The sequence below is a fragment of the Frankia sp. AgPm24 genome (assembly GCF_023243055.1).
GTDB lineage: Bacteria > Actinomycetota > Actinomycetes > Frankiales > Frankiaceae > Frankia > Frankia umida.
Window position 1 is genome coordinate 79,086 of the sequence record NZ_JALKFW010000002.1, and the last position, 26,020, is coordinate 105,105.

General features: G+C 70.2%; 21 protein-coding genes, 1 tRNA gene and 1 pseudogene. 14 read left to right on the forward strand and 9 right to left on the reverse strand.

What is annotated here, in order from left to right; translation table 11 throughout:
• The first annotated feature begins 285 nt into the window (after positions 1 to 285).
• The gene (locus MXD61_RS01190) at positions 286 to 1,851 is read left to right on the forward strand and encodes an MFS transporter (RefSeq protein ID WP_374628262.1); all 1,566 of its coding nucleotides are present in this window, start codon (positions 286 to 288) and stop codon (positions 1,849 to 1,851) included.
• Positions 1,852 to 2,032: 181 nt separating this feature from the next.
• On the opposite strand, the gene shc is transcribed toward MXD61_RS01190, so the two are convergent.
• Together shc and MXD61_RS01200 are read right to left on the reverse strand one after the other, a co-directional pair.
• Positions 2,033 to 4,279 carry a squalene--hopene cyclase gene (gene shc / locus MXD61_RS01195; RefSeq protein WP_248810935.1) on the reverse strand — a complete coding sequence of 749 codons (2,247 nt, stop codon included), beginning with the start codon at positions 4,277 to 4,279 and terminating at the stop codon, positions 2,033 to 2,035.
• Positions 4,280 to 4,905: 626 nt separating this feature from the next.
• Positions 4,906 to 5,562, reverse strand: a pseudogene (locus MXD61_RS01200) (TetR/AcrR family transcriptional regulator); the annotation flags it as partial.
• 1,045 nt (positions 5,563 to 6,607) lie between these two features.
• Between MXD61_RS01200 and MXD61_RS01205 the strand changes: the two are divergent.
• The 5 genes from MXD61_RS01205 (at position 6,608) to MXD61_RS01225 (ending at position 11,183) form a co-directional block, all read left to right on the forward strand.
• Positions 6,608 to 6,922 carry an antibiotic biosynthesis monooxygenase gene (locus tag MXD61_RS01205; protein WP_248810939.1) on the forward strand — a complete coding sequence of 105 codons (315 nt, stop codon included), beginning with the start codon at positions 6,608 to 6,610 and terminating at the stop codon, positions 6,920 to 6,922.
• Positions 6,923 to 7,783: 861 nt separating this feature from the next.
• Entirely contained in the window at positions 7,784 to 8,455 is a 672-nt protein-coding gene (locus MXD61_RS01210) for a phosphoribosylanthranilate isomerase (RefSeq protein WP_248810941.1), read from the forward strand.
• 64 nt (positions 8,456 to 8,519) lie between these two features.
• Positions 8,520 to 9,734 carry a hypothetical protein gene (locus MXD61_RS01215; protein WP_248810943.1) on the forward strand — a complete coding sequence of 405 codons (1,215 nt, stop codon included), beginning with the start codon at positions 8,520 to 8,522 and terminating at the stop codon, positions 9,732 to 9,734.
• 9 nt (positions 9,735 to 9,743) lie between these two features.
• Entirely contained in the window at positions 9,744 to 10,478 is a 735-nt protein-coding gene (locus MXD61_RS01220) for a class I SAM-dependent methyltransferase (protein WP_248810946.1), read from the forward strand.
• Positions 10,479 to 10,721: 243 nt separating this feature from the next.
• Entirely contained in the window at positions 10,722 to 11,183 is a 462-nt protein-coding gene (locus tag MXD61_RS01225) for an anthrone oxygenase family protein (protein ID WP_248810948.1), read from the forward strand.
• A 93-nt stretch (positions 11,184 to 11,276) separates the two neighbouring features.
• On the opposite strand, the gene MXD61_RS01230 is transcribed toward MXD61_RS01225, so the two are convergent.
• Positions 11,277 to 11,705, reverse strand: a complete 429-nt coding sequence (locus MXD61_RS01230; protein WP_308222657.1) for an HIT family protein — start codon at positions 11,703 to 11,705, stop codon at positions 11,277 to 11,279.
• Positions 11,706 to 12,024: 319 nt separating this feature from the next.
• On the opposite strand from MXD61_RS01230, the gene acpP reads away from it, so the two are divergent.
• Together acpP and MXD61_RS01240 are read left to right on the forward strand one after the other, a co-directional pair.
• Complete coding sequence (gene acpP, locus MXD61_RS01235) at positions 12,025 to 12,261, forward strand: acyl carrier protein (protein WP_248810952.1); 237 nt, start codon at positions 12,025 to 12,027, stop codon at positions 12,259 to 12,261.
• A gap of 535 nt (positions 12,262 to 12,796) precedes the next feature.
• On the forward strand, positions 12,797 to 13,417 hold the full coding sequence (locus MXD61_RS01240; protein WP_248810954.1) for a hypothetical protein: 621 nt from the start codon (positions 12,797 to 12,799) through the stop codon (positions 13,415 to 13,417).
• Between the two features lie 801 nt (positions 13,418 to 14,218).
• Here the strand turns inward: MXD61_RS01240 and MXD61_RS01245 are convergent.
• Positions 14,219 to 14,291, reverse strand: a tRNA-Ala gene (locus MXD61_RS01245).
• 201 nt (positions 14,292 to 14,492) lie between these two features.
• The gene (locus MXD61_RS01250; RefSeq protein WP_163548713.1) at positions 14,493 to 14,840 is read right to left on the reverse strand and encodes a molybdopterin oxidoreductase; all 348 of its coding nucleotides are present in this window, start codon (positions 14,838 to 14,840) and stop codon (positions 14,493 to 14,495) included.
• Between the two features lie 167 nt (positions 14,841 to 15,007).
• On the opposite strand from MXD61_RS01250, the gene MXD61_RS01255 reads away from it, so the two are divergent.
• A complete protein-coding gene (locus MXD61_RS01255; protein ID WP_248810956.1) occupies positions 15,008 to 15,892 on the forward strand; it encodes a maleylpyruvate isomerase N-terminal domain-containing protein in 885 nt (294 codons plus the stop codon).
• Between the two features lie 162 nt (positions 15,893 to 16,054).
• Complete coding sequence (locus MXD61_RS01260) at positions 16,055 to 17,119, forward strand: ParA family protein (protein ID WP_308222658.1); 1,065 nt, start codon at positions 16,055 to 16,057, stop codon at positions 17,117 to 17,119.
• 39 nt (positions 17,120 to 17,158) lie between these two features.
• Here MXD61_RS01260 and arfB read toward each other — a convergent pair whose 3' ends face one another.
• The 3 genes from arfB to MXD61_RS01275 form a co-directional block, all read right to left on the reverse strand.
• The gene (gene arfB / locus MXD61_RS01265) at positions 17,159 to 17,593 is read right to left on the reverse strand and encodes an alternative ribosome rescue aminoacyl-tRNA hydrolase ArfB (RefSeq protein WP_248811059.1); all 435 of its coding nucleotides are present in this window, start codon (positions 17,591 to 17,593) and stop codon (positions 17,159 to 17,161) included.
• 55 nt (positions 17,594 to 17,648) lie between these two features.
• The gene (locus MXD61_RS01270; protein WP_163548719.1) at positions 17,649 to 17,795 is read right to left on the reverse strand and encodes a DLW-39 family protein; all 147 of its coding nucleotides are present in this window, start codon (positions 17,793 to 17,795) and stop codon (positions 17,649 to 17,651) included.
• 115 nt (positions 17,796 to 17,910) lie between these two features.
• Positions 17,911 to 18,702: a nuclease-related domain-containing protein gene (locus MXD61_RS01275; protein WP_248810958.1), complete on the reverse strand. Its 792-nt coding sequence runs from the start codon at positions 18,700 to 18,702 to the stop codon at positions 17,911 to 17,913.
• 400 nt (positions 18,703 to 19,102) lie between these two features.
• On the opposite strand from MXD61_RS01275, the gene egtA reads away from it, so the two are divergent.
• From egtA to egtD, 4 genes are read left to right on the forward strand one after another with little or no spacing between them, the layout of a single operon-like run.
• Complete coding sequence (gene egtA, locus MXD61_RS01280; RefSeq protein WP_248810960.1) at positions 19,103 to 20,599, forward strand: ergothioneine biosynthesis glutamate--cysteine ligase EgtA; 1,497 nt, start codon at positions 19,103 to 19,105, stop codon at positions 20,597 to 20,599.
• Positions 20,581 to 22,005 (forward strand): ergothioneine biosynthesis protein EgtB, encoded by a 1,425-nt coding sequence (gene egtB, locus MXD61_RS01285; protein WP_374628242.1) that lies wholly within the window; start codon positions 20,581 to 20,583, stop codon positions 22,003 to 22,005. Before egtA ends, egtB begins: the two co-directional genes overlap by 19 nt.
• 19 nt (positions 22,006 to 22,024) lie before the next feature.
• A complete protein-coding gene (gene egtC / locus MXD61_RS01290; RefSeq protein ID WP_248810962.1) occupies positions 22,025 to 23,002 on the forward strand; it encodes an ergothioneine biosynthesis protein EgtC in 978 nt (325 codons plus the stop codon).
• The gene (gene egtD / locus MXD61_RS01295) at positions 22,959 to 24,041 is read left to right on the forward strand and encodes an L-histidine N(alpha)-methyltransferase (RefSeq protein WP_248810964.1); all 1,083 of its coding nucleotides are present in this window, start codon (positions 22,959 to 22,961) and stop codon (positions 24,039 to 24,041) included. Before egtC ends, egtD begins: the two co-directional genes overlap by 44 nt.
• 115 nt (positions 24,042 to 24,156) lie before the next feature.
• Here egtD and ilvD read toward each other — a convergent pair whose 3' ends face one another.
• Positions 24,157 to 26,007 carry a dihydroxy-acid dehydratase gene (gene ilvD / locus MXD61_RS01300; RefSeq protein WP_248811063.1) on the reverse strand — a complete coding sequence of 617 codons (1,851 nt, stop codon included), beginning with the start codon at positions 26,005 to 26,007 and terminating at the stop codon, positions 24,157 to 24,159.
• Positions 26,008 to 26,020 lie beyond the last annotated feature (13 nt).

The window sequence follows — 26,020 nt, forward strand, 5'->3', positions numbered from 1 at the left end:
GTGGACAGTCCACGCCGCGGGGCCGCTCCCTCGGGAACCGGCCCGCGCCGCGGGGCTGTGACCTCGGGCTCTCCCGACCTCATGGCCTGGCACCCGGCACCGCTGACGGTAGGCTCAAAATCTGTCACCCGAGTGTTAACTGGCATTTGAATGCCACTTTTAGCCCTTCTGTCCAGACCGCGACGGTGTGCCGTCGACGTGGAGGTCGCTGTGTCCGCAGCTCCCAGCACAGGCACCACCACGAGCACCGGGTCGGGATCGCCGCCGCGCCCACCGGAAGCGGGGGTGGCGGCGGCCGGGCGGTTCGAGAAGCTGCGGTCCAACCCGTGGCTGACGCTGATCAGCGTCGCGCTCGGGGTGGTCATGGTCGGGCTGGACGGCACGGTCGTCTCGATCGCGAACCCGTTCATCGCCCGTGACCTCGGCGCCAGCCTCGAAAGCCTGCAGTGGGTGACCAACTCGTATCTGCTGGCTCTGGCCGTCCTGCTCGTCGTCGGCGGCAAGCTCGGCGACCGGTTCGGCCGCAAGAAGGTCTTCCTCACCGGCATCATCGGCTTCGCGCTCACGTCGCTGCTGGTCGGTCTGTCCGGCAGCATCGGCGAGGTCATTCTGTGGCGGGCGTTCCAGGGAGTGTTCGGCGCGCTGCTGATGCCGAACACGCTGGCGCTGCTGCGTTCGGTGTTCCCCGCCGAGAAGCTGAACTCCGCCATCGGGATCTGGGGAGCGAGCTCCGCCATCTCGATCGCGGCCGGCCCGATCATCGGCGGTCTGCTCGTCGAGAACGTCTCCTGGGAGTCGGTGTTCTACATCAACGTCCCGGTCGGCGTGATCGCGCTGCTGGTCGGCATCGCCGTCGTGCGCGAGAGCCGGGACGACCGGCCCGGGCAGCGCTTCGACCCGCTCGGCCTCGTCCTGCTCTCCGGCGGACTGTTCGCCCTGGTCTTCGGGGTGGTCAAGGCACAGACCTGGGGCTGGAGCAGCCCCTTGACGTTCGGGTTCCTCGGGGGCTCGGTCGCCCTGCTGGCGCTGTTCGTCCTCGCCGAGAGCCGGGTCGCCCAGCCCCTGCTACCACTGTCGCTGTTTCGCAACCGGACGGTGACGTTGGGCAGCGTCCTGGTGCTGGTGAACTTCTTCGCGATGTTCGGTGTGCTGTTCTTCGTCACGCTGTACCTGCAGAACGTGCACGGCTACTCGGCTGTCGGCGCCGGGGTGCGGCTGCTGCCGCTCACCACGGTGTTCATGGTCGGCAGTCCGATCGGTGCGAGTCTGACCACGCGGTACGGCCCGCGGGTCCCGATCGGGCTCGGTCTGCTGGTGACGTCCGCGGCGCTGTTCGGGTTGACGCAGCTGGACGCGAACTCGTCCTACCTGCGGCTGTGGCCGTCGCTGCTGGCCCTTGGCCTCGGAATCGCGTTCGTCGCCGTCGCCTCCGCCGAGGCGATCGTCGGCAACGCCCCGCTGGAACTGTCCGGGGTCGCCGGTGGCCTGCAGAGCACCGCGATGCAGCTTGGCGGCGCCATCGGGACGTCGGTGCTCGGCTCGATCCTGACCGCCCGGATCAGCGGTGTCCTCGTCGACAAGCTCGTCGGGGCCGGCGCGCCCGAGCGGCTGGCGACCCGGCTCGCGGACTCGGCCGAGACCGTCAGCCAGGGTGTCGCCCTCACACCGCCGCCCGGCACGTCCGCCGGTGTCGGTGAGGCGCTGGCCGCCGGTTCGCATGCCGCGTTCATGTCCGGCCTGCACGTCGCACTGCTCGTCGGCGCGATCGTCACCCTGATCGGCGCGTGCGCCGCCCCGTTCATCCGCGCCAGCGGCCGTCCCACCGACAGCGGCGCCTTCGCGGCCGGCTGACCTCGCCGCCGGTCGATCTTGCCGCCAGTCGACCTTGCCGCCAGTCGACCTTGCCGCCAGTTGGCCCGCGTCACATCACGAGGGACGGGCCCGCCGCCTCACCGGGCCCGTCCCGTTCCGTCTCCGCGTCCTTCTTTGCGCCGGGGGTCACCGCCCGCCGGTCCGGGCCGTCTCCCGCGTCCTAACCGCACTCGCGCAGGTAGCGGCCGAGCGCCATCACCGGCCAGAGCAGCCGGTAGCCGTAGTAGTTGAGGTAGAAGTCGCCGGGGAATCCGGTGCCGGTGAAGTACGGCTCGTCCCAGGTGCCGTTCGGCAGCTGGTTCTCGGCGAGCCAGCGGGCGCCGCGGGCCAGGGCTTCCACGACCTCGGGTCGCCGGTCGGTGGCGAGCAGGCCGAGCATTCCCCACGCGGTCTGCGACGCGGTGGTCTCCCCGCGACCGGCCCAGTCCCGGTCGTCGTAGGAACGCACGTCCTCACCCCAGCCGCCGTCGGCGTTCTGGTGGGCGAGCAGCCAGTCGGCGCCGGCCCGCATGACCGGGTCGGACGGTGCGACCCCCGCCGCCCGCAACGCCGGCAGGACGTTCCCGGTGCCGTACACGTAGTTGACGCCCCACCGGCCGAACCACGAACCATCGGTCTCCTGCGCGTCCAACAGCCACTGGACGCCCCGGCGCGTACGCGGGTCGTCGGCCAGCCCCTCCTCGGCGAGCAGCTCGACGACGTGCGCGGTGACGTCGGCGGACGGGGGGTCGGTGAGCGCCCCGAAATCCCCGAACGGGATCTCGTAGACCAGCGTGGAGGTGTTGTCCGAGTCGTAGGCGCCCCAGCCACCGTCGCTGGACTGCATCCCGAACAGCCAGGTGATGCCCCGCTCCATCGACGCCTTCAGTTCCCTGGACCGTGGATGACGCACCTTGCGCAGCGCCAGCAGCACCGCCGCGGTGTCGTCGGTGTCGGGGTAGGTGTCGTTCTCGAACTCGAACGCCCAGCCGCTGGGCTCAAGGTCGGGGTGGTTCACCGCCCAGTCGCCGCGCTTGTCCCGGATCTCCTGGCCCAGCAGGTAGTCGGCGGTGCGCAGCAGCGCCGGGTGGTCGCCGGCGATCCCCGCGGTCTCCCCCGCCTCGGCCAGGGCGATCCCGGCGAGGGCGGTGTCCCAGATCGGCGACTGCGACGCCTCGACCATCCGCGCACCGTCCGGCATCGTGACGCTGTAGTCCTCGAGGGCCTGCAGCGCGGCGGTGAGCACCGGATGGTCGAGCGAGTAGCCGAGCAGGTGCAGCGCGATGATCGAGTAGACGGCCGGCGGCTGAATCCCACCGAAGCATCCGTCCGCCTCCTGCCGGGTGACGATCCACCGTTCCGCCGCGCGGATCGCCTGCGTGCGCAGCGGCCGCACCGGCATCGAGTGGTAGCGGTGCAGCGCCTTGTCGACGCCGACGAACACCTCCCGCCAGCCGACCTTCGCCCGCAGCTTCGCCGCCCAGCCGCCGTCCCGACGCTGCCTGACGGGTGTCCCCGCCGCGTTGGTCACCGTGCCCTTCACGACGACCTCGTCGGCCACCGCGACCGCGACCGCGTCGGTGTCGGCCTTGTCACCGGTACCCGCGCCGGCATCCGCGTCGGCGGACGTCCGGACACCGGCGGCGTCCTCGGCGGGGACGTCCAGTTCGTCGAGGCCGAACGGCGCGGGATGCACCGGACGCAGCGCCTGGACGATCGTGAGCGGCACGATGGTCTGACGCGCCCAGGTCGAGAACGAGTAGATGTTCAGCGGCGCGGTCGGCGGCAGGAACATGATCTCCGGTGGGATGACCGGCAGGTCCTCCCACCGCCACCAGCCGAACAGCGCCAGCCAGATGCGGGTGAACACGCGCGTCTGGGGAATCCCGCCGTGCGCCCTGATCCACGCGCCGGCGAGCCGCATGTGCTCGGCGTCCAGGTCGTCGCCGGCCAGCCGCAGGCCGATGTACGACTCGAGCGTCGCCGACAGGTCACCGGGGCCGCCGTAGAACAGCGGCCAGGCGCCGTCGGGACGCTGCCGCGACCGGATGAACCGGGCGGACGCCTCGGTCGCGGCCTCCGTCCGGATGCCGAGGAACTCCCGTAGCAGCAGGTCCTCGGCGTCCATCGTCGTGTTGCTCTCGAGGTCGAACTTCCACCAGCCGGCCTTGTCCTGCAGGCTCAGCAGATGCTCGACCCCACGCTGCAGCGTCTGCCCCAGCGTGTTCGCGGGCGCCCGCCGCGCGGACCCGCCGTGCTCCATCTCCGCCCGGACGGACGCGTCCTCGGCCGCGAGCATCGCGTCGTGGGCAGGCATCGCATCGGCAGGCGGTTCGGCGCTGGGCCTCGCGGGGGCGGGCATCGCGTGCGCCCTGCCCTGCTCGGGGATGGGCGTGATCGCGGTGCCGGTGGTCTCAGGGGATGCCATGGGATTTCGTCCTTGTACCTGTGTCGAGCGGATGTGGGCTGGGGATCCGCCGCAGGCGGGCTGGTCAGAGTGGTCCAGACCCGAACAAAACGGATGGACGGTGCCACGGGTGGGGCACCCTGATGTCGCGGGATGGTCGGCGGTACGTCCGCCTCGTTCGGGCCTGACCCGGGGCTCAGGCTCCGGGAGCTCCAAGGACCGGGCTCCGGATGCCAGGCTTCGGGTGCTCTGGGGGTGGGGGCGGGGGCTGGGGGCGGGAGCGCTGGGGGCGGGCCTGGTGGGTACTGCCCGATGCCCTAGGTACTGGCGGCGGCCAGGGCGACCCTTGGTGGGGTCAACCGGCCGGACGCCCCCTGGAGGGCCGGTGATCGCCCTGGTCCGGGCGGGGTCGGGGGCCGATCTCGGCCAGGATCTCGACCTCGTGAGCTCGGTGGCCGGCCGGGAGTCGGGGAGGCGGGGGGTCGCTGCGCCTTCGCCGCGATGGATGGCTGCTCCGGCTCCGGCTCCGGCCCGGGTGCGGCGGGTGGCTGGCCCGGGCCCTGATCGACCGGCGGTCTCGCCTCCCCTGTGGACCCGAGGGACCCGTCCGTCGTGGTGGCAGCGGGACGTGGGACGGCGGTGGGGCCGAGCCGGTCGAGGCAGGTCTCGACCGTGGTGAGCAGAACCTGGAGGTCCGTGCTGCCGGCCGCGCACCAGGAGCGGATCGCCACCTGCAGCGCCGCGAGGAAGACCGAGACGGTCAGCCGCGCGTCCAACTCCGCGAACGGCAACGCCACCGACGCCGGTGCCGGTGCCGGTGCCGGTGCCGGTGTGGCACTGTCACCGTCGCCGACCGGTTCACTGACGGCCAGTTCCGCGGCCAGCCGGTCACCGATGGCGATCAGCCGGTGCAGGACCGCGCCGGCCAGTGGCGACGCGCCGCTGACCGGCATCAGATGATCGGCGTAGTGACGCAGGGAGGGTCCGTCCGGGGACATCAGCCCCCAGGCGCTCAGGGCCGCGTTGCGCAGGGCGAGCAGCGGCGGCTCGTCCACCGGCCGACGGCGCAGGGCGGCGACGGTGAGGTCGCCCATCTCCTCCAGTGGTGCGAGGGCGATGGCTTCCTTGCTGGTGAAGTAGCGGAACAACGTCCGCACGGAGACATCCGCCCCCGCGGCTATCTCCTCGACCGTGGTCGCCTCGAAGCCCTTCTCGGTGAACAGCTCGTGCGCGACTTCGATGATCGCCTGCCTGGTGCGCCGTTTCTTGCGCTCCCGCAGGCCCTCCGCGTTCCCTGTCGACACTGTGATCCCCCCACCTGCGCGTCCTGGCCGCAGCCCCCGCTCAACGTACGCCGGCAACCGGCAACTGGCACCGACTGACAGTTTTCTGACTATCTTGACACCCGCCCGCGCACCCCCCGTCGGCCGGGTACACCCATCCCAACCAGCCAGGACGCGGACCGCGTCCCAGATCTCGGTCGAACGTGACGGGCGTCCCATCGGCCTCGACAACACCGATAGGTGCCAACAAGGCCACCAGCCGAGGATGCGACGCCGCCACCCGGCCGGACCCGACCCCGCCGCCTCAGCCGGGCGATGGCACCCGCCACAGGGCCGCGGCGCTCGCTTCCCCACCGGCGTCGACAATGCGCTCGACCGCCGCGGAGTCAATACCTGGAATCAGGTTCGGATCGATCCTGACAATGAGCATTCGCGTTCTGGCCACGTCGCCACAGTAGGTCGTCATTCACGTGGCCGGCGCCCTGAGTGCCGTCAGAATCCGGACACGACATCGGCCTCGTCTCCACCCGGACAATCGCGCGCGGCGCCGGCGCATCGGATGCGACAGTGCCCTGGCGCACGGCCGCGCCGCGGGCAGCGGGCCCGCCACGGTGGCACGTGCCATCCGGCTGTGGGTGCGGTGGCTCGGGTGGAAAAGACCTGGTCAAGGTGGTCGACTGAGGTCTCGCCGGCCGGCCGTGATCGTGGTCTGCCCGTCCCGGCCACCCGCGGCCACCGCGGCGGGTTCGGGGCATCAGGCCGTCCGTACCGCGGCCGGGTTCGTGGCCTCGCCACTGCCGAACAACACCCCCGGTTCGTCCAGGCGATGCACGAGTTTCCGCGTCCCGGGCGCATCAGGTTCAATACCGGCATGCCGAAGTGTGCCAGCTCGGCGATGGATCTGTGGCCTTTCGATTTCCCGTGGGCGGCGCGGGCCGGACCTACCGCGGCGAGGTTCACAGGCGCGGCCATCCCGCTGCGTCGACCCGCGCCTCGCGTCTGAGACGTGTGTCCTCGGCCGGACGCCACGCCCGACCGTGGCCGGATTTGGGCCTAGGCTGGACGGGTGACCGTTGTGAAGATCAATGCCATCGAGGTTCCCGAGGGCGCCGGCCCCGAGCTGGAGAAGCGCTTCTCCAACCGCCTGCACGCGGTGGACGGCCAGCCCGGCTTCGTCTCGTTCGAGCTGCTGCGTCCGGTGAAGGGCGACAACCGCTACTTCGTCGTGACCCACTGGGACAGCGAGGAGTCCTTCCAGGCGTGGCTCACCGGCCCCGCCATGGAGGCCCACTCCGGCGAGCGTGCCCGCCCGGTCTCCTCCGGCGCGTCCCTGCTCGAGTTCGAGGTCGTCCAGCGCTCGGTGGCCGGCGACTCCGCGTAGTACTGGCGCACCGGCCGGCCGGCCACGCGCCGGCCGGCCGGGACTCCCCGTTCACGGTGAATTTCCCCGCACGTCAGCAGGTGGTTCCGCACGCCCTGAGCGGCACCTGCACAGTCCGCTCTCGGTGAATGGCCCGATAGCGGCAGCAAGGTGATCGCACGCACCCGCCGCCACACCCGACGCCCTCCATTACGGAGAGTTACGATCCGGCCCGGCGGTCCATGTCATGATCCGGCCATCGGAAGTCTGTTCACGCGGCCGGTCATTGCCTTCTGCAACGTCAGCGGCTTGCGCCTGTCCTCGCGCGGCTCGTCTGGAACCCCCGGCTCCCGTTCGGGGCGTAGACACACACCGCCCGAAAAACGCGTCGCCTGCTGTCCGTGACGACCGGACACGTCCCGCCAAAGCATCCCGACAGTGTCCATCCCATGTCATGGGCGTTTGGCTGCGAAGCGGCACCATTCAGCTGGCATCGTTGTCAGTCACTGAGGTGGCTCCTCGGGGGAGGTGGACGCCCGTGATGGCAGTCAGCCAGGGCGGAGACGGAAACAATGGCCGCGCCGCGCCTACGGCGAACTTCGTTCGGCGAATTTCGGTGCCGTACCGATACACAGGGGCCGAGGCAAAAGCCAGCAGCCGGCGCAGGACCGCCCGGCGCCACCGGGCAGGTTGGGGGAGACGGGACCCAGCGGTGTCGCAGCAGTGCTCCTCATTCACCACAATGTCATTTTCCAGCTTTTTCCGCACGACCACACGACGCCGACGAACCACTCCGGCACCCCGGTGGGAGAATGAACCACCAGGTTTCCGGGAAATCAGAGACGGACGTTTCGGAACCAAAGGAACACCACAGGAGGAGATATGACCCTACCCACGCTCCGCATACGTACTTCTATCTGTGCCAATCAGACTCATCGGGACGTCATCGCCTGTGTCGAAGGGGGAGCAGACGCGGTAGGAGTGCTCGTCCAGGTCAGGCACCGCGCCGAGGACGCGGTGGACCTGGCGACGGCCGCGGAGCTCCTGCTCCGCGTGCCCCCGTATGTGGGCCGATACGCAGTCACCCACGCGACCACCGTCGACGAGATACTCGACCTCGCCCAGCTTCCCATCGACACCATCCAGCTTCACGGCGATGTGGATCCCGCCGTGATTCCCGCGCTCCGCGGCGCCGCCCCACACATACGTCTACTCAAGGCCATTCATGTCGTCGATGACCGCGACACCCCGGCCAGCGAACCATGGAGCTCACTGGTGGATGGTCTGGTGCTGGACTCGGTCAACTACACGGAGAACCGGATCGGGGGCACCGGACTCACCCACGACTGGTCGGTCTCGGCAGGAATAGTCAAGGAATCTCGCATCCCGGTCATTCTCGCGGGAGGGATTCGCCCGGAGAACGTCGGAGAAGCCGTCCGAACCGTGCGGCCCTGGGGAGTGAATGTCAACAGCGGGGTCGAGCGGAACGGCGCCAAGATTCTCGACCTGGTCGAAGGTTTTGTGCGGAGTGCCAATGCAGATATCAATAGATAGAAGGATCGATCTCGCCTGCCGCTGGCTCGAGGAGGCCGAGTCGCCAGCCGGCGGATGGGGGTGGGTGGCCGATGTCAGCCCCAACCCGCAGAACACGGCCGAGGTCGTGGTGGCGCTCTCGCACACCGGAAGCCCGGGTACGGAACTCGAGCGTCTTCTGGATGCGCTGGCCAGGTGGGAGGTCGTCTGGCCGGACGGCCGGCAATGGGTGTTCGACACACCCATCGACCAGGCCTGGCGCCTGCGTGGACTGTGCCGATTACCGAAGACGCGAGCTCGCGACCAGCACATAAGCCGAACGCTTCGCGATCTGCGGAGGAAGTTCACCGGCCGAGGCTGGTCTCTCGCACCGACCCTCGGCGAGTCCTCGTTCGCGACCGCGGTGGTCCTCCTCGCGGTCGGCGAGTTGTCCGTCCGCGAGTCCGTACCGGCGCTTGCGCTGCACTACATGGCGGCCTGGCAGTGGCTCCTGGCAGATCTGAGTCGTCCCAGTAACCTGGACTGCGCCATCGCGCACACATCGTGGGCGCTGCTGGCTCTCTCGGAACCCGCCTTCTCACAGTGGCGGAACAGCGCCTACCGGCGCGCCGTGAAGATGGGCCTGCAGCGGTTGCTCGACGCACTGGCTGGCCCCATCCCGGTCGAGGAAGAACAGTTCTCGCGTGGGCCGATTCGAGACAAGTGGCGGCATCCGAACCTGGCGGTCGTCATTCAGGCGGTCCTGCGAATCGAACCCTCACTGCTTTTCAACCCGACAGTTCGCCAGCATTTTGGCGAACTGATGCGGCATCAACGTACTGGAACCCCAGGCGAGGAGGGAGCCTTCGCACTCAACGAAGCAGGACCGGCGACCACCTATTCCACCACCCATGGCATACAGACGATGGTGATGGTGAAGCAGGCGTTCGCACAGGCGTCACCCGGCGATGTGCTCGAGCTCTTCTGCCGAATCGACGGGCGCCATCACACCGACGCCCAGCAGATCACTCCCGCCCTCGGCGGGAACGCGGTCATCATGAACAGCACGGCCGGTCTTGCCGTCGGCATACTGTTCACGATGACGATCTCTATTTTCGCCGCCTTCATGCTGGGCGGAATCACCCTCACCGACATATCGCGCAAGGTCCTCGCCTGCGCTCTCGTATATTTCCTCGCGATCGGATGGTACGGCTATCTGGCCGCCCGGCTGCCACGTACACCAAATCGGAACATCGCACTGTCGATCTATGGCGCCGTCACTGCGGTAGCTTTGCCCATCGTCACGTATCTCGTCACCTGAGGATGCCAGATGTCACTGCTCGAGAGATGGAAGAACCTTGCCGAGGACTGGTCCTCCTGGGCGCGCGACCCCGGCCACGACTTCTACTTCTGGCATTTCAATCTGCCGTCGCTGCTGAGGATGGTTCCACCCGAGGCGAAGCGGGCACTCGATCTGGGCTGCGGCGAGGGAAGGGTGAGCAGGCATCTGCTCCGGGCCGGAGTCGACGTCGTCGGACTGGACATCTCTCCGTATCTGGTCCGCAAGGCCCTGGACGGAGATCCGCCCCTTCGGACGATCCTCGCCGACGGAACCGATCTCCCCTTCCGTAGTGGCGTCTTCGATCTTGTCGTCGCATCGATGTCCCTCCAGGACATCACCGATGCGCCGAAGGCCATCGGCGAAGCCAGCCGCGTCCTCGAACCCGGTGGCGTGCTGTGCCTCTCCGTCGTCCATCCGCTCTCGTCGTGGCAGGCCATCTCCTCTCGACCGGACAGCGATCACACCAGCTATTTCGAGGAGAGAGACTACGACGAAAACGTCTATATAGGTGAAAAATCCATACATCTGCACAGCGCGCACCGGACCGTCAGCAGCTATTTCCTGATGCTCGCGGACGCCGGTCTCGTGTGTGACTACATGGCCGAGCCCAGGCCAAGCGCCGCCATGGTGCAAAAATACCCCGGCCTCGCCGACATGCGGAGAAACCCTCGCTTCCTGCATATTCGTGGTCGCAAGGTGAGCCTTCCGGCCACCGGGACGTAGCCGCTTCGAAGCCCTCGGATGGCTTGTACTCCTCACAGCTGGCCCACCGGCACTCGGGCGGGTGCTCGCTCGAGACCGACATGGACAGGAGCGACCGTCTCCCAAGCCCTTCCCGTCCGCCCGTTCCGCCACCGGGCAGGGTCCGCGCCCGGCAGGAAGTGGCCAACGGGTCACGACGACCTGCCCACCTTGGTAGGAACGCATCCACTCAGCCGCGCCTGATGGATGGAGAGCCGAACAATCATGGTCTCGGCCCTTGTCGTGATCTCCCTCGTTCTGACCGGCCTGGTCGCCGGCACGATGACCATCGGCCTGGTCGCCGTGCGGCCCGCGATGCACACCCTGCCCGCGACCACCTACGTGACCGTCAAGCAGGCGTTCGACGTCAGCTACCCGAAGTTCATGAAACCCCTGCAGATCACCAGTCTGTTCTCGACGGTCGCCCTCGCCGTGGCCGCCGCTGTGGCCGGCCCCACCACCAGCGCCATCCTCGCCGCCATCGCCGCGGTGGCCGTCTTCACCAACATCATCGTCACCGTCCGGGGCGACCTCCCCATCAACAACGCGATGGCCACCTGGACTCCGGACGCGCCCCCCAGCGACTGGCAGTCCCACCGCGCCCGCTGGGACTTCTTCAACTCCATCCGCACGATCGCCGCTCTCACCGCCCTGGTCCTGCTCGCCCTGGCAGCCACCACGACCTGACGCGTCTTCCTTATCTCCGGGCGTCCCGAAGACCGCGAGGACGCCGTCTGGCCCCTGCCCCGGCAGCGCGCTTCCGATCGGGCCCCGGTCGGGTTAGGAATCGGCCGGCGACCGCAGGGACTCCCAGGTGGCGGCAAGTTCTTCCGGACCGGCCTGGACGGCACTCCCTGCACGGCGCACCTGGTCACCGACATAGCGGGGTACCAGGTGGACGTGGAGGTGAAAGACCTCCTGGCCGGCCGCGGCACGGTTCGCCTGGGTAAGGGAGAGCCCGTCGGGCCGCAGCCGGTCGCGCAGCCGCCCGGCAACCCGATGGGCTGCCGCCATCACCTTCTGCGCGTCCTCGGAGCTGATACTCCACAGATCGTCGGCATGCGTTCTGGGCACGACCAGGGTGTGCCCCGGCGCCGCCGGCGAGATGTCGAGGAAGGACACCGTCCAGTCGTCCTGGTCGATGATCCACGCCGGCGCGGCACCCGCCACGATGGCACAGAAAATGCACTGTCGAGTTTTCGGGTCCACCGGCTGGACTCTCCCACGCGGACCCGCTCATGCGAACAGTCCCAGCAGTGGTGCGTACTCGCGACGGCGCCGCTGCCGGGTGACGGATCTCCCGCAGCCGGGTGGACACGTGGATCTACCTGAGACAGGCCGGCATCGGGCTCAGCACCGTGTGGGCATGCTCGATCACCCCTCGCCGGGCGGGCATGGCGCCAGACGAGACAGGGTCTGCGTGGCGGGCGTCACATCAGGGGTGGGCGACGGAACCCACTGCGTGGACCGATCAGAGAATATGCGGGTCGTGTCCGTTCCCATGCACACCGGAGCAGGAGGCCGCGGAATGTCCACCGTCGAGGATCGCGTCAAGAACGTGGTTGTGGAGCAGCTGAACGTCACGTCGGAGGAGGTGACGAACAGCGCGTCGTTCGTCGAGGACCTGGGAGCGGACTCCCTGGACCTTGTCGAGCTGGGTGTGGCCCTGGAAGAGGAGTTCTCCATCGGTATCTCCGACGAGGACGCCGAGGAGATCAACACCGTGCAGGATGCCATCAACTGGATCAACGCACACCGACGGTAGGGCGCTGTCGGGCTGTCCACCGCGATCCGCACGCCGTGGGACGACGGCTCCTCGGACCTGATGGAGGGGATCCTGCTGCCGCCTGCGGGCGGCGCGGGACTGCGCCGGTGCCGGCCGCCGGCGACCAGTTGTCGAACGAGTAGAGCCCACGGTCGGCGGTCAGTATCTCGTCGCGGTTCAACCGCAGGAGCAGGCCGCGGGCCAGGGTCTTCTCCCCGGTCGCCCAGCCGCCGACCTCGGTGGCCCAAAACGCGTGCGTGCCGCACTCGGCAGGAACAGCCAGAAAACGGTGCCCCGCGGAAATTCGCTGCCATCCGCGACGAATCACCAGTGGTATCCGATCCCTGATCTCACCGAAATCATGGCCAGGCCATTTCCTGTCCGCTTACCGACATTGCCCATCCGATGACGGCGGTGGAAAAATAAAGGCGCCACCATGGTCGGGCAGACCCGCCGCTTCTTCTCCGCGCTTCCGCCCCACCCACCCGGAGACCGTGGTGAGAGCAGGCATTGGTGAGAGCAAACAGGAGGAACCATGAGTCGCAGTGCACTGGCGAGCCGCAGGCAGATCCGCGCCTTCCGCGAGGGTCATTATGTGCTGCTGGTCGCCGAGGGCGATCTACCCACTCCCGGGTTCAACGTCGACATCACGCCGAGCCCACTGAAGATCTCTCCGCCGGAGTTCGAACTCCGGCGATACGCCCGGCCCGGCATCTTTCCGCAGATCGTCACGCCGTACCGGTACGCGGAGGCGGTCCGCTTCCCCGAGGACCAGAACACGATCACGGTCATCCACGCCGACGGTGCAGACCATGTCGAGATCGAGCCCTGCGGACCCGAGCTCGCCGGCTATGCGGCCGCCGTCCGCGCCACATCCGGGCGCGAAGACCCTGCCAGCAGCAACTCCGGTGGCGCCACGTCCGACAGCGGCACCTCGACCACAGCGTTGGCCGCGGCGGACGAGGCCGTCGGGCTGTCTCCCACGCTCAGCTTTGACGACGCGTTCGCCAAGGCGCTGGCGAACCTGCCATCCGCCGGCAAGCCACCGCACCCCGATGCCCTCAGCCGCGTCGAGGTGAAGGAGATCAGCGGCCTGTTCGGCGGCTTCGCCGGCTTCCACCATCTCCTGGTTCGGGTGAGCCGGACAACGTCCTGACCCCAGCCCGACCCGCGGCCATCAGGCACCACGGGGGGCCGATGCGCCGGCGCTGAAGGCCGCGTGCCGCCGGCGTTGAAGGCCCACGTGACGCGTGGCCCTGGGATCAGGGCCGGGTGGGCAACGGTCGGGGCCGGACAACCCGGCCCGGACCCGCGAGCTCAGGCCATTCTTCCGAGCCGGAGCGCAGGAACCGCAGCAACACCTCGGAATCCGACCGCACAGCGCCCACCATCGCCCCAGTCTCCACGTCCACGCCCACGTCCCGGCCGGCGCTGGCCTGCGCTGGTCGGATGTCGACCCGGACGCCCGGACCTTGCGGGTTCAGTGGTCGGTGCAACGCGAGAACGATGAACTCCGGCTCGTCCAACCGAAGACCCGGACCTCACGGCGTCCTCTTTCCGTCCCCACCGCGGCGCACGACGTGTTGAAGAGCTTCGAGCCAAGGATGATCTTCCGTGGCTACGGCTGCACGACCTTCACCACGTCTGTGCCACGGTCCTCCTGATGGCCGACGTCGGACCACGCACCACGATGGAGATCCTCGGCCCCATCACACCTCGGATGACCACGAAGCGCTACGGCGATGCCTTCCCCGAATGCCTCCACGCCGCCGCGCTGGACGCCTTCCTGGCCAACGAGATCGACGAAGCCGAAGAAAACAGACTCCGGTTGGCTACACAGCGACCTCAGGAAGCTGCCACGCCACGCCAGGAAGGGGGTCCGGGGATCGCCCCCCGGACCAGTATCGCGGCAGGCGAGAAGCCGCCCAAAGGACGGCAACTACGAGAAATCAGCGCGTGGAGACGCGGGGATTTGAACCCCGAACCCCTGCCTTGCAAAGGCAGTGCTCTGCCAATTGAGCTACGCCCCCTTAGCCGCACCACCCGACCACCGCACCATCCCGCGCGACGCGGAAGAGCGCGATCCTCGGAGCGGAACGCCTCTACAGACTACGGCATCCGTCCAGCATCCCGGCCGATGGGCTTCGACGGGCCTGGGCCGGAACCCCGGTGGGCTGGGACCGCGGGTGGGCTGAGATCGCTGGTCGGCGAGGGCGGGGGTCGGGGCGGGGTCAGAGTTCGACGATGCCCACGTCGAGGACGAGGGTGCCGGTGAGGCCTTCGGGGGCGGCCAGGTACAGGTCGACGCGGGTGGCGGGCGGGAGATCCTCGATGACGCGCAGCGGGATGTGCACCGAGGCGCGGGCGCCGATCGGGAAGTAGCGCATCGGGCGGCTGTCCCGCTGCAGGATCGCGCAGATCAGCTCGTCGGTGGAGTTGCCGCCGCGGAAGTACAGGGGCTGGGCGGTGGTGCCGTCCGGGACGACGTAGGTGAAGGTGGGGCCGAGGGAGAACGGGGTGGCCAGGCCGCGGCCCTCGAACGCGACGATGCCCTGGAGGAAACGTGCGGTGGTGAACATGATCCGCCTCCCACCGGCTGTCCCGCGAACGTCGTCACGCCCAGGGTAGGTCACGGTGTCGGCCGTTCGGCCGGTCCCGTCGGTCACACGCCGGGACGGACCACCGATCTTCCCCGGTACGGCGTTTTCGTCTGGCGTCGGCTGGCGGAAGGGGGGACCGTGGTGCTATGGCTGCCCCCACCTCCTACCGTCCTGACCGACCCTCCGATGGCCGGCCGGCCGATCCGAGCAGGCCGACCGACCTGGCGGACCCTGGTCCGGTGCAGGAGTCCGGTGTCGCCGCGGCGCTGGCGGCGGCGGGGCCGGGCGCGGGGCCGGCGGGCTCGGGGTATCGACCCTCGGTCGTCCCGCATGATCTGCTGGCGGGGGTGACGGCGGCCCACCGTCGGCTCGTGGAGCTGCTCGCGAATGTCGAGGACGAGGTGTTGCGGCGGCCGTGCGGGCTGCCGGGGTGGAGTGTGGCGCATCTGCTCACCCATCTGGCCCGTAACGCCGAGGGCCATGCGGGGATGGTGGAGGCCGCGTCCGCTGGCGGGGTCGGCGATCAGTATCCGGGTGGGCGGGCGCAGCGCGACGGCGACATCGAGGCCGGACGGGACGTGCCCGCCGCGGTCGCCCGGGTGGCGATCGCGGATTCGGTGGCTCGCCTGGAGCGGGCGTGGGACGCGGTCACCGTCGACGGCTGGCGGACCGGGTACGGCAGGGTGAGTTCGTACGGCGTCACGTCGCTGGCCGATCTGCTCTTCCTGCGGTGGCGCGAGGTCGAGGTGCACCTGGTCGATCTGGAGCTGGCCGACCGCGGTGGACCCCGCTGGATGGATCTCGACGCGCCGTACCTCGACCTCGAATGGGCCTGGACGGTGCGTGGCCTGCCCGACCGGGTGCCGCCGGAGTACACCGTGCTGCTGGCGCCGGGTGATCGGCCGTCCACCGCGGTGGGACGTGGGGAGCGGCTGGTCATCGTGGACGTCCCGACCGTCCCGGCGCTGGCCTGGTTGACGGGCCGCGAGCGCGGTGCCGACGACTGGCCGTCCCTCGGGCCCTGGATGTGAGGCGCGTGGCGCCGGCGAGTAGTCGGGCGGGCGAGTAGCGACACATCGGGTGCGCCCGGCGATCGGGTGCACCACGGCGGGCGAGAGAATGCCCGCCGTGTCGGACAATACGGACAACCTCCGGGTAGCCCCGCGTCACGAGCGCGACCGGCGGGCCGCCGCGTGATCACGATGGCGTTGTTCAACAACAAGGGTGGCGTCGGCAAGACCACCCTGGCCTACCATCTCGCGCACATGCTGCAACGGATGGGCCACCGGGTACTCGCCGTCGATCTTGACCCGCAGGCCAACCTCACCGCGCAGTTCCTCGACGAGGAGGAGCTGACCATCCTGTGGGGCGAGCCGGAGGACACCGCGTCCTCGGCACCGAAACCCTTCGACCTCGACACGCGTACCCCCCGCACGAACCGGCACTCCGGCACGATGGCCAGCGCCATCGCGCCGATCATGGAGGGCGTCGGCGACGTCGACCTGATCACGCCGGTGACCATCGAGGACGGCCTGTGGCTGCTGCCGGGGGACGTCGAACTCAGCGTGTTCGAGGACCGGCTGTCCGCCGCCTGGCCGAACAGCTTCCTCGGCAAGGATGTCGCGGCCCTGCGCACCACCACCGCGCTGCACCGCGCCATCGAGAACGGTGCCCGCGCGGTCGGCGCCGAGATCGTGCTGATCGACGTCGGCCCCAACCTGGGCGCGATCAACCGCGCGGCGTTGCTGTCCGCGGACACCGTCCTCATGCCGATCGCCGCCGACCTGTTCTCCCTGCGCGGTCTGCGTAACCTCGGCCCGACCCTGCGGGACTGGCGTTCGACCTGGCAGGGGACCGTGCTGCCGAAGGTCCCCGAGCGGATCGCGGCGCCGCGCGGCCTGATGATGCCGATCGGCTACATCGTGATGCAGCCGCCCACCCGCGCCGACCGGCCCGCGAAGTCCCACGACCGGTGGCTCGACCGCATCCCCGAGGTCTTCTCGACCTCGGTGCTGGGCGCCGGTCATCCCGACGCGCACGACCGGTCCTTCGAGATCGCCACCATGCGCAACTACGCCAACCTGGTCCCGCTGGCCCACGACGCCCGCAAGCCCATGTTCGAGCTGCGCGCCGGTGACGGCGCCCTCGGCGGCACCCAGACCGCCGTCCGCCGCTGCTACACCGACTTCCGCGACCTGGCCCTCAAGGTCCGCGCCCGCCTCGCCTACATCGACCCCACCCTGCGCATCCCCACCTGACCCGCGCTGACCCGCGCTGACCTGGGCCGGGGTGCCCGGTCAGTCGTGTGGTGGGGCGGAGCGGCGATCGCGTTTGGTCACGGAACGCTGCTTCTTGGCCTTCAGGCGACGTTCGACGGAGCCGCGGGACGGCTTGGTCGCCCGGCGCGGCCGCGGCGGACGGGAGGTCGCGGTGCGCAGGGCGTCCACCAGGCGTTCGAGGGCGGCCTCGCGGTTACGCAGCTGCGAACGGTGCTCGCTGGCGACGACGGTGAGGACCCCGCCGTGCAACCGGCCGGCGAGCCGGATCAGGGCACGTTCGCGGGCCACCTCCGGGATGGACGGCGAGCCGGCGACGTCGAAGGCCAGTTCGACCCGCGAGTCGGAGGTGTTGACCGACTGGCCACCCGGCCCGGACGAACGCGAGTAGCGCCAGTTCAGCTCATCCGCGGGCAGCACGAACCCCGGTTGAATCGAGATCTCCCGGGGCAGCATGCCCTTCATGGTGCCCGACCCGGGGCCATCCGTCAGCTGACTTGCGACCGGATGGTCAGTGCGGGGTCGCGGCGGTACCGGCGGTGGAGGTGGCCTCGCGCCACAGGTCGATCTCCTCGCCGCCGCGGGAGCGCCGCCGGGCGGCGGTCAGGGCCGCACCGGCTCCTGCCAGCAGCGCCAGCACCGTCACCTTGCGCGCCATGTCGACTCCCCTCGTCCGGCCCGCCATCGGCCGCCTGCGGCCGTGGGCGCCACTGTTCGCGACGTCCTCCACGGTATCCCGCCCATCCCGGACGGCACGTCCAAGCAGCGGATTCTCAGCGTCGAAGCAGGCCACGCAGCCGGGAGCGCGCCGGCCAGGACCGCGGTGGACTGGTCACCTCGTAGGCGGGAAAGGCGCGTTCGGCGACGTCCACCAGCATCGCGACGTCGATCGGACGCAGGACAACCCCGGCGGAAAGGACATAGTCCGCCACACCGGACGCGGGTAGCAGCAGGACGCCGTCGATCAGGGCGAGCCCGGCCGGCACCTCGGCCCGGGCGAATCCGACCACCGGCTGCACCTCGAGCTGCCAACCCGCCGGCAGTTCGCCGAGCAGTTGGGCGGTGGCCTCCTCGCCCATCCACGCGACCAGGCCCAACATGGCCCGAAGGGGCACCTTGCCAGCCCAGACGCCGGCGGCGTTCTGCCGGACGGGGCCCTCGTGGGCGTCGGTCTCGATCACCCACGCGCCGGACGGACCGATCACCAGATGGTCGATGTTGCTCGCCGAATCCGCCAGGGCCCGGTCGTGCAGGACCGTGTAGCCGGCGCGGACCAGGCGGTCGAGCGCCCGGGCAGTGCTGCGTTCGGCCTCGGCGTCCTGGCGCCACGCCTCGATCTCGGGTGGGGTCCGCAGGAACCGCACCGCCGCGACCACCCCGACGACCAGCGCCGCGACGACGCCGAGCTGGGCGGCCACCCCCGTGGGCAGCCCGACGAGGGCGCAGAGCACCACCACGACCAGGACCGCCGCCACGGCGATGCCGCCCGCGACGACGCAGAAGCGCCGCCGGTGGTCGGCCCGCTCGGCGCAGTACAACTCCCGGCGCCGCAGGTACTCGGCCATGGCCGAACGTCCCGCTGACTGTCGGTCGGACACGTCCGCGGTCACCACCTCCCGGCGCCGTCTCGACGCCGCTGGGTTCGGCGCTTGTCTCCGGTCCGGAACCGGGCCGGCTCGCAGGCGATTACGCCACGCAACCGGCTTGTGGGCCATCCCGGGCACCATTCCATCGAATGCACAACACCGACAGGGTCATAACGCCAGAGTCGTGACAGGGTCAGGGTGTGGAATATGCGAGAGAGAACCACGTTGAACCCACATCTATACCACCCGTCGCCAAGGTCGCCGAGACGACACCGCGTGGCCCACTCGGATAGTCGGCGCTGTCGATGGGGAGGAGACAACCCAACAACCACCGTCGAGCGCGGCGCCGACGGTCGCCGCACCCCGAAGGAGCCGCAGGATGCCAGGTCACGCGCCATCTCGGGCGGCGGGCAACGAGGACATCGCACCGCATCACCACGGTCCGGTCGACCCCACCGTCCCGCTCGGTGACGAACCGCTCGACCGTGCCGGGGTTGTCTCCTTTGCACTCGCCTGCGTGACGCCGCCCACCGCTTCCCGCGAAGAACGGGACGAGACGGTGGGAATCGAGACCGAGTGGTTCGTGGTCGACCGTCGGGCCGTCGACCGTCCCGTCCCACCGGAACGCACCGGACGTGCCCTCGCCGCGATCGCCCACGCGCCGGCCGACACCGCGCAGGACACCGGCGATGCCGGCGGCAAGGGCAGCCCCGGTGACGCGGGGGGCGCGGATCTCGTCGGAACGGTGCTGCCAGGTGGCAGCCGACTCACCTTCGAACCTGGTGGCCAGCTGGAGTTGTCCGGCCCGCCGGCGACGCTGTCCGCGGCCCTCGCGGCGACCGCCGCCGACCTGCGGCTGGTCCGCGCCGCCCTGGCGCAGGACGGCCTCGCCCTGATCGGCATGGGCACCGATCCGCTGCGCGCCGGGATCTGCCAGACCACCGCGTCCCGCTATGCGGCGATGGGTGATCACTTCCGGGCCGGCGGTGGCGCGGCCGGGGAGGCGATGATGTTCTCGACGGCGTCCGTCCAGGTCAACCTGGACCTTGGGGCGGACCCGGTCGACGCCGAGCGGCGTTTCCAGCTCGCCCACACCGTCGGACCGGTGCTGACAGCCATGTTCGCCGCCTCACCCGCGCTCGCCGGGCGGCGCACCGGCTGGCACTGCACCCGGCAGTCGATCTGGGCCGGTATCGACGCCAGCCGCACCGGTTCCGTGCTCGACATACCCCCCGACACCGACTCCGGTCTCGCCGCCCGCTGGGCCCGCTACCTGCTGGCCGCCCCGCTGATGATGACCGCGATCCCGGGCCGGCGGGACGCGGACGGTCACCGGGCGGACCATGAGGAGCACTTCGTCGCGTCCACCGCGGGCCACACCCTCGCCGACTGGCTCGACGGGCACGGTCCCGTCGACCGTCCGCCCACGGTGGACGACCTCCGCTACCACGCGACGACGCTGTTCCCGCCGGTCCGGCCGCGGGGCTGGTGGGAGATCCGTTACCTGGACGCGCAGCCGGGGGACGGCTGGCAGGTGGCGGTGGCGGTGACCACGGCGTTGCTCACCGACCCGGTCGCCAGCGCCGGCGCGGCCGTGGCCTGCGAACCGGTGACCCGACACTGGTCGGCCGCCGCGACGGTCGCGATGGGCGACCCGGCGCTGGCCCGGGCCGGCGCCGACTGTCTGGCCCTCGCCGTGGACGCCCTGCGCCGCGCCGGCTCCACCGAGGAGCTCCTCGGTGCCGTCGAACGATTCGCCCAGCGGTACACGCTGCGCGGCCGCTGCCCGGCGGACGACCTGTCCGAGCGGCTGGCCCAGAACGGCCCGGCCGGTCTGCTGCGGGAGGAGGCCCAGTCGTGCGTCCCGGCCGCCTGACCGAGCCCCCCTCCGAACCCGACCTGCACGACCCCGACCACGACCACGCCCCCGAGCCGCGAGGCCCCGAGCCGCGCGACCCTGACCTGCGGACGCGGGTGGTCAGCGAGTTGGAGGCGGTCCGACGGCGTTCGCTGGCGTACACCGACGTCGACGAGGACGAGCTCGTCCGCCAGCATTCGCCGTTGATGTCGCCCCTGGTCTGGGATCTGGCGCATATCGGCAACTACGAGGATCTCTGGCTGGTCCGGGCGCTCGGCCAGGCGGCCGCGACCCGGCCGGGCCTCGACGGCGTCTACGACGCGTTCCGCCACGACCGGGCCAGCCGGGCCCGCCTGTCCCTGCTCGGCCCGGAGGGTTCCCGGGCCTACCTGCGTGAGGTCCGCGCCCGCGCGTTCGAGCTGCTCGACCACCTCGACCCGGCGCTGGCGCACGGCGACGACGACACCCGGGCGAGGCTGCTGACCGGCGGGTTCGTCTACGGCATGGTCATCCAGCACGAACATCAGCACGACGAGACGATGCTGGCCACCCACCAGCTGCGGATCGGCGCCGCGCTGCTCGCCGCGGGCCTGCCGGCACCACCGGGTCGGCCGGTGGCGCGACGCGAGGTGCTGGTGCCGGCAGGACCGTTCACCTTCGGCACCAGCGACGATCCCTGGGCGTACGACAACGAACGCCCCGCCCACCGGGTGGACCTGCCCGCGTTCTGGATCGACACCCTCCCGGTCAGCAACCGCGCGCAGCTCGCCTTCCTCGAGGCCGGCGGCTACGACGACGAACGGCTGTGGTCGAGCGCCGGATGGGACTGGCGTCAGCGGGAGGGACTCACCGCCCCGGCGTTCTGGTGGCGCGACGGCGACACCTGGCTACGGCGTCGGCTCGGCCATGTCGAACCGGTGCCCCTGGACGAGCCCGTCCAACATGTGTGCTGGTACGAGGCCGAGGCACACGCCCGCTGGGCCGGTCGACGGCTACCCACCGAAGCCGAGTGGGAGAAGGCCGCCGCCCACGACCCGGCAACCGGACGTTCACACCGCTATCCATGGGGTGATACCGCGCCGACTCCGGACCGTGCCAACCTGGGGCATCGCACGAGCGGCCCCGCACCGTTGGGGGCCTACCCCGCGGGTGCGAGTCCCTGCGGAGCCGAGCAGATGATCGGGGACGTGTGGGAATGGACGGCCAGCGGCTTCACGCCCCACCCGGGTTTCCGCTCCCATCCCTACCGCGAGTACAGCGAGGTCTTCTTCCCGAAGGACGGGGAGTCGTCCGCGTTCCGGGTCCTGCGCGGTGGCAGTTGGGCGACCGGCGCACCGGCCTGCCGGCCCACCTTCCGCAACTGGGACTACCCGATCCGGCGCCAGATCTTCGCCGGTTTCCGGTTGGCCCGCGACGCCGACTGACGACCCGAGGGAGCCGACGGTGTGTCGTCATCTCGCCTGGATCGGTGCTGCCCGCACGCTCGCCGAACTCACGATGGCACGGCCGCACGGCCTGCTGCGTCAGTCCTGGGCGCCGCGGCGGATGCGGCACGGCACGATCAACGCCGACGGTTACGGTGTCGGCTGGTACGCCCCGCGGCTACGCTCCGGGCCGGCCCGCTACCGCCGAGCGGTTCCGATGTGGACGGACGCCTCCTACGCGTCGATGGCCGGGGTGATCGCCTCGGGTTGCGTGCTGGCCGCCGTGCGCAGCGCGAGCGTCGGCATGCCGGTCGAGGAGTCCGCGACCGCTCCCTTCACCGACGGCACCCGGCTGCTCAGTCACAACGGCCGGGTGGACCCCGCCGCCGTCCGCGCCCTGCTCGCGCAGCATCCCGAGGCCCCCGCGCCCGATTCCGCCTGCGACTCGGCGCTGCTGGCCGCGCTGGTCTGGGAGCATGCCGCACGTCAGCCCCTGGCCGACGCCGTCGCCCAGGTGGTGACCGCCCTCGGCGACGCCGGCCTCGCCGACTCCCGCCCCGGCGCCCTACGCCCCTGGGCCGGCGACTGGACGACCCCGCCCCCAGATCCAGCCCCAGCCCCAGCCCCACCAGCTCCGCCGGGCCCGCCGGCCGCACCGGCGGCGTCCGGGTCACCGCGATCAGATGGAGCAGACCGGCCGTCAGCGGCTCGCCTCAATCTGGTGGTAACCGATGGAACCCAGCTCGTCGCGACCGCCTGGGGAGAGACCCTCGTCTATCGGATCGAGGAGGACGGTGTCCTCGTCGCGAGTGAGCCGGATGACGATGGGGCAGGCTGGATCGAGGTTCCCGACCACTACCTATTGGTGGCCGACACGCGCAAAGTCACTCTTCGTAGCTTGACCAGCGGAGATGGCTACTGTGGGTTGCACACCGTCGATGGAGGACGCCACGATGACACCGAGCACTCCGACGACCGCCCCCGCCGGGACGGCTGAGCCCGTGGACTCGACCACTGTTCCACGTGAATCCGTCACCGCTGGCCCCGGTCTGACCGTGCAACGGCACGTCCGCGAGAACGACCGGATCTCCGCACTCTCCCGTGACGTCCTCACCGGGTTGTCGTCCCCGCCGCGCACCCTCCCGCCGAAGTGGTTCTACGACGCCCACGGCGGCCTCCTCTTCGAGGAGATCACCCGGCTGCCGGAGTACTACCCCACCCGGTGTGAACGGGCGATCCTCGAGCTGCATGCCGCCGACATCGCCGCCGCCAGCCCGGTGGACACCCTGATCGAACTCGGCTCCGGCAGTTCGGCGAAGACCCGACTGCTCCTGGACGCGCTGCGCGACACCGGCACCCTGCGCCGCTTCGTCCCCTTCGATGTGGACGAGACGTCGCTGACCAGCGCGGGGGAGGCGATCCTCGCCGACTATCCGGGGCTGTCCGTGCAGGCCGTGGTCGGCGATTTCGAACGGCACCTGGCGCAGCTGCCCACCGGCGGGCGCCGCCTCATCGCCTTCCTCGGTGGCACCATCGGCAATCTGCATCCCGCGGGCCGCCACAAGTTCCTGACCGCGCTGCGCGACCAGGCGGGGCCCGGCGACGCGCTGCTGCTCGGTACCGACCTGGTCAAGGACCCGGATCGGCTGGTAGCCGCCTACGACGACGGTGCCGGCGTGACCGCCGCGTTCAACCGCAACATCCTCACGGTGATCAACCGCGAGCTCGATGCGGACTTCGACATCCGCGGCTTCGCGCACATCGCGGTGTGGAACGCCGCCGACTCGTGGATCGAGATGCGGCTGCGCGCCGTGCGCGACCAGCGGGTCACCATCAGGGCGCTGAAGCTCAGCATCGACTTCACCCGGGGCGAGGATGTGCTGACCGAGATCAGCGCCAAGTTCGTCCCGGCGGGCCTGGACGCCGAGCTCCAGCAGGCCGGCTGGGCGTGCGCGGCCCGGTGGACAGACCCCGACGGCGCCTTCGCGCTCACCCTCGCCACCCCGGCCTCGCCACCCGCCGCCGCCCCGATCTGACCGGCCGGCCACGGCTCCCCGCACCGGACCTGCCCGGGCACTCGCCGACTCGTTCGGCCTGCCGGCCTGGTGGGTGGGGCCCGCCTGACCGGGCGGGCCCCACCCAGGATCAGGATCAGCCGAGCAGGGAGACGTCCCGTGCGGCCCCGGTCGAGGCGGAGGTGGCCATGGCCGCGTAGGCACGCAGCGCCGCGGAGACCGGCCGCTCCCGGCCCACCGGCCGGTAGCCACCGGCGGCTTCCTGCTCGGTTCGCCGCCGGGCCAGTTCCTCGTTCGACACGAGCAGTTCCAGGCGCCGCGTCGGGATGTCGATCTCGATGATGTCGCCATCGCGGACCAGGGCGATCGTGCCGCCGTGCGCCGCCTCCGGCGAGACGTGCCCGATCGACAGGCCCGAACTCCCGCCGGAGAACCGCCCGTCCGTGATCAGCGCGCACTTCGGACCGAGGCCACGGCCCTTCAGGAACGCCGTCGGATACAGCATCTCCTGCATGCCCGGACCGCCGCGGGGCCCCTCGTAGCGGACGATGATGACGTCACCGGCCTTGACCCGCTTGGTCAGGATCGCGTCGACCGCGTCCTCCTGACTTTCGACGACCAGCGCCGGGCCGCGGAACGTCCACTGGCTTTCGTCGACCCCGGCGGTCTTCACCACGGCGCCGTCGACGGCGAGGTTGCCGAACAGCACCGCGAGGCCGCCCTCCGACGAATAGGCGTGCTCGACCGAGCGGATGCAGCCGTTCTCGGCGTCGGTGTCGAGGGACTCCCAGCGGTTCGTCGAGCTGAACGGCTCGATCGTGCGCACCCCGCCGGGAGCGGCGTGGAACAGCTCGATCGCGTCCGGCGACGGATTCGCCCCGCGGATGTCCCAGCGGTCGAGGAACTCACGCAGGTTCGCCGCGTGCACCGAGTGGGTGTTCGGGTCGACCAGGCCGGCCCGGTCGAGTTCACCGAGGATGGCCGGGATTCCGCCGGCCCGGTGGACGTCCTCCATGTGGTAGAGCGTGGAGCTGGGGGCCACCTTGGACAGACACGGCACGCGCCGGGAGATCTCGTCGATGTCGGCGAGCGTGACACCGACACCGGCCTCGACCGCGGCGGCGAGCAGGTGCAGCACGGTGTTCGTCGACCCGCCCATGGCCACATCCACGGCGAAGGCGTTGCGGAACGCCGCCACGGACGCGATCGATCGCGGCAGGACAGCCTCGTCGTCCTTCTCGTAGTACCGCCGGGCCAGATCGACGATCACCCGGCCGGCCTCGAGGAACAGCTCGCGCCGCGCCGCCGACGTGGCCAGGGTCGACCCGTTGCCCGGCAGTGACAGTCCGATGGCCTCGGTCAGGCAGTTCATCGAGTTCGCGGTGAACATGCCCGAACACGAGCCGCAGGTCGGGCAGGCCGACCGCTCGATCGACGACAGGTCGTCGTCGGAGACGTCCGGGCTGACCGCCGCTGACATCGCCGTGATCAGGTCGACCTTCGCCCGCGCCGTGCCCCCGGAGATCACCGCGTTGCCGGACTCCATCGCGCCGCCGGAGACGAACACCGTGGGAATGTTGAGCCGCATCGCCGCGAGCAGCATCCCGGGCGTGATCTTGTCGCAGTTGGAGATGCAGACCAGCGCGTCCGCGCAGTGCGCGTTCACCATGTACTCGACGCTGTCCGCGATCAGCTCCCGGGACGGCAGCGAGTACAGCATCCCGCCGTGCCCCATCGCGATTCCGTCGTCCACCGCGATCGTGTTGAACTCACGCGCCACCCCACCGGACTCCGCCACGGCGCCGGCCACCACCTGACCGAGGTTGCGCAGGTGCACATGCCCCGGGACGAACTCGGTGAAGCTGTTCGCTACCGCGATGATCGGCTTACCGAAGTCGTCGTCGGTCATGCCGGTCGCCCGCCACAGGGCACGGGCACCAGCCATGTTCCGGCCGTGCGTGGTCGTTCGGGAACGCAGTGCAGGCATCTCGACCTCGGGC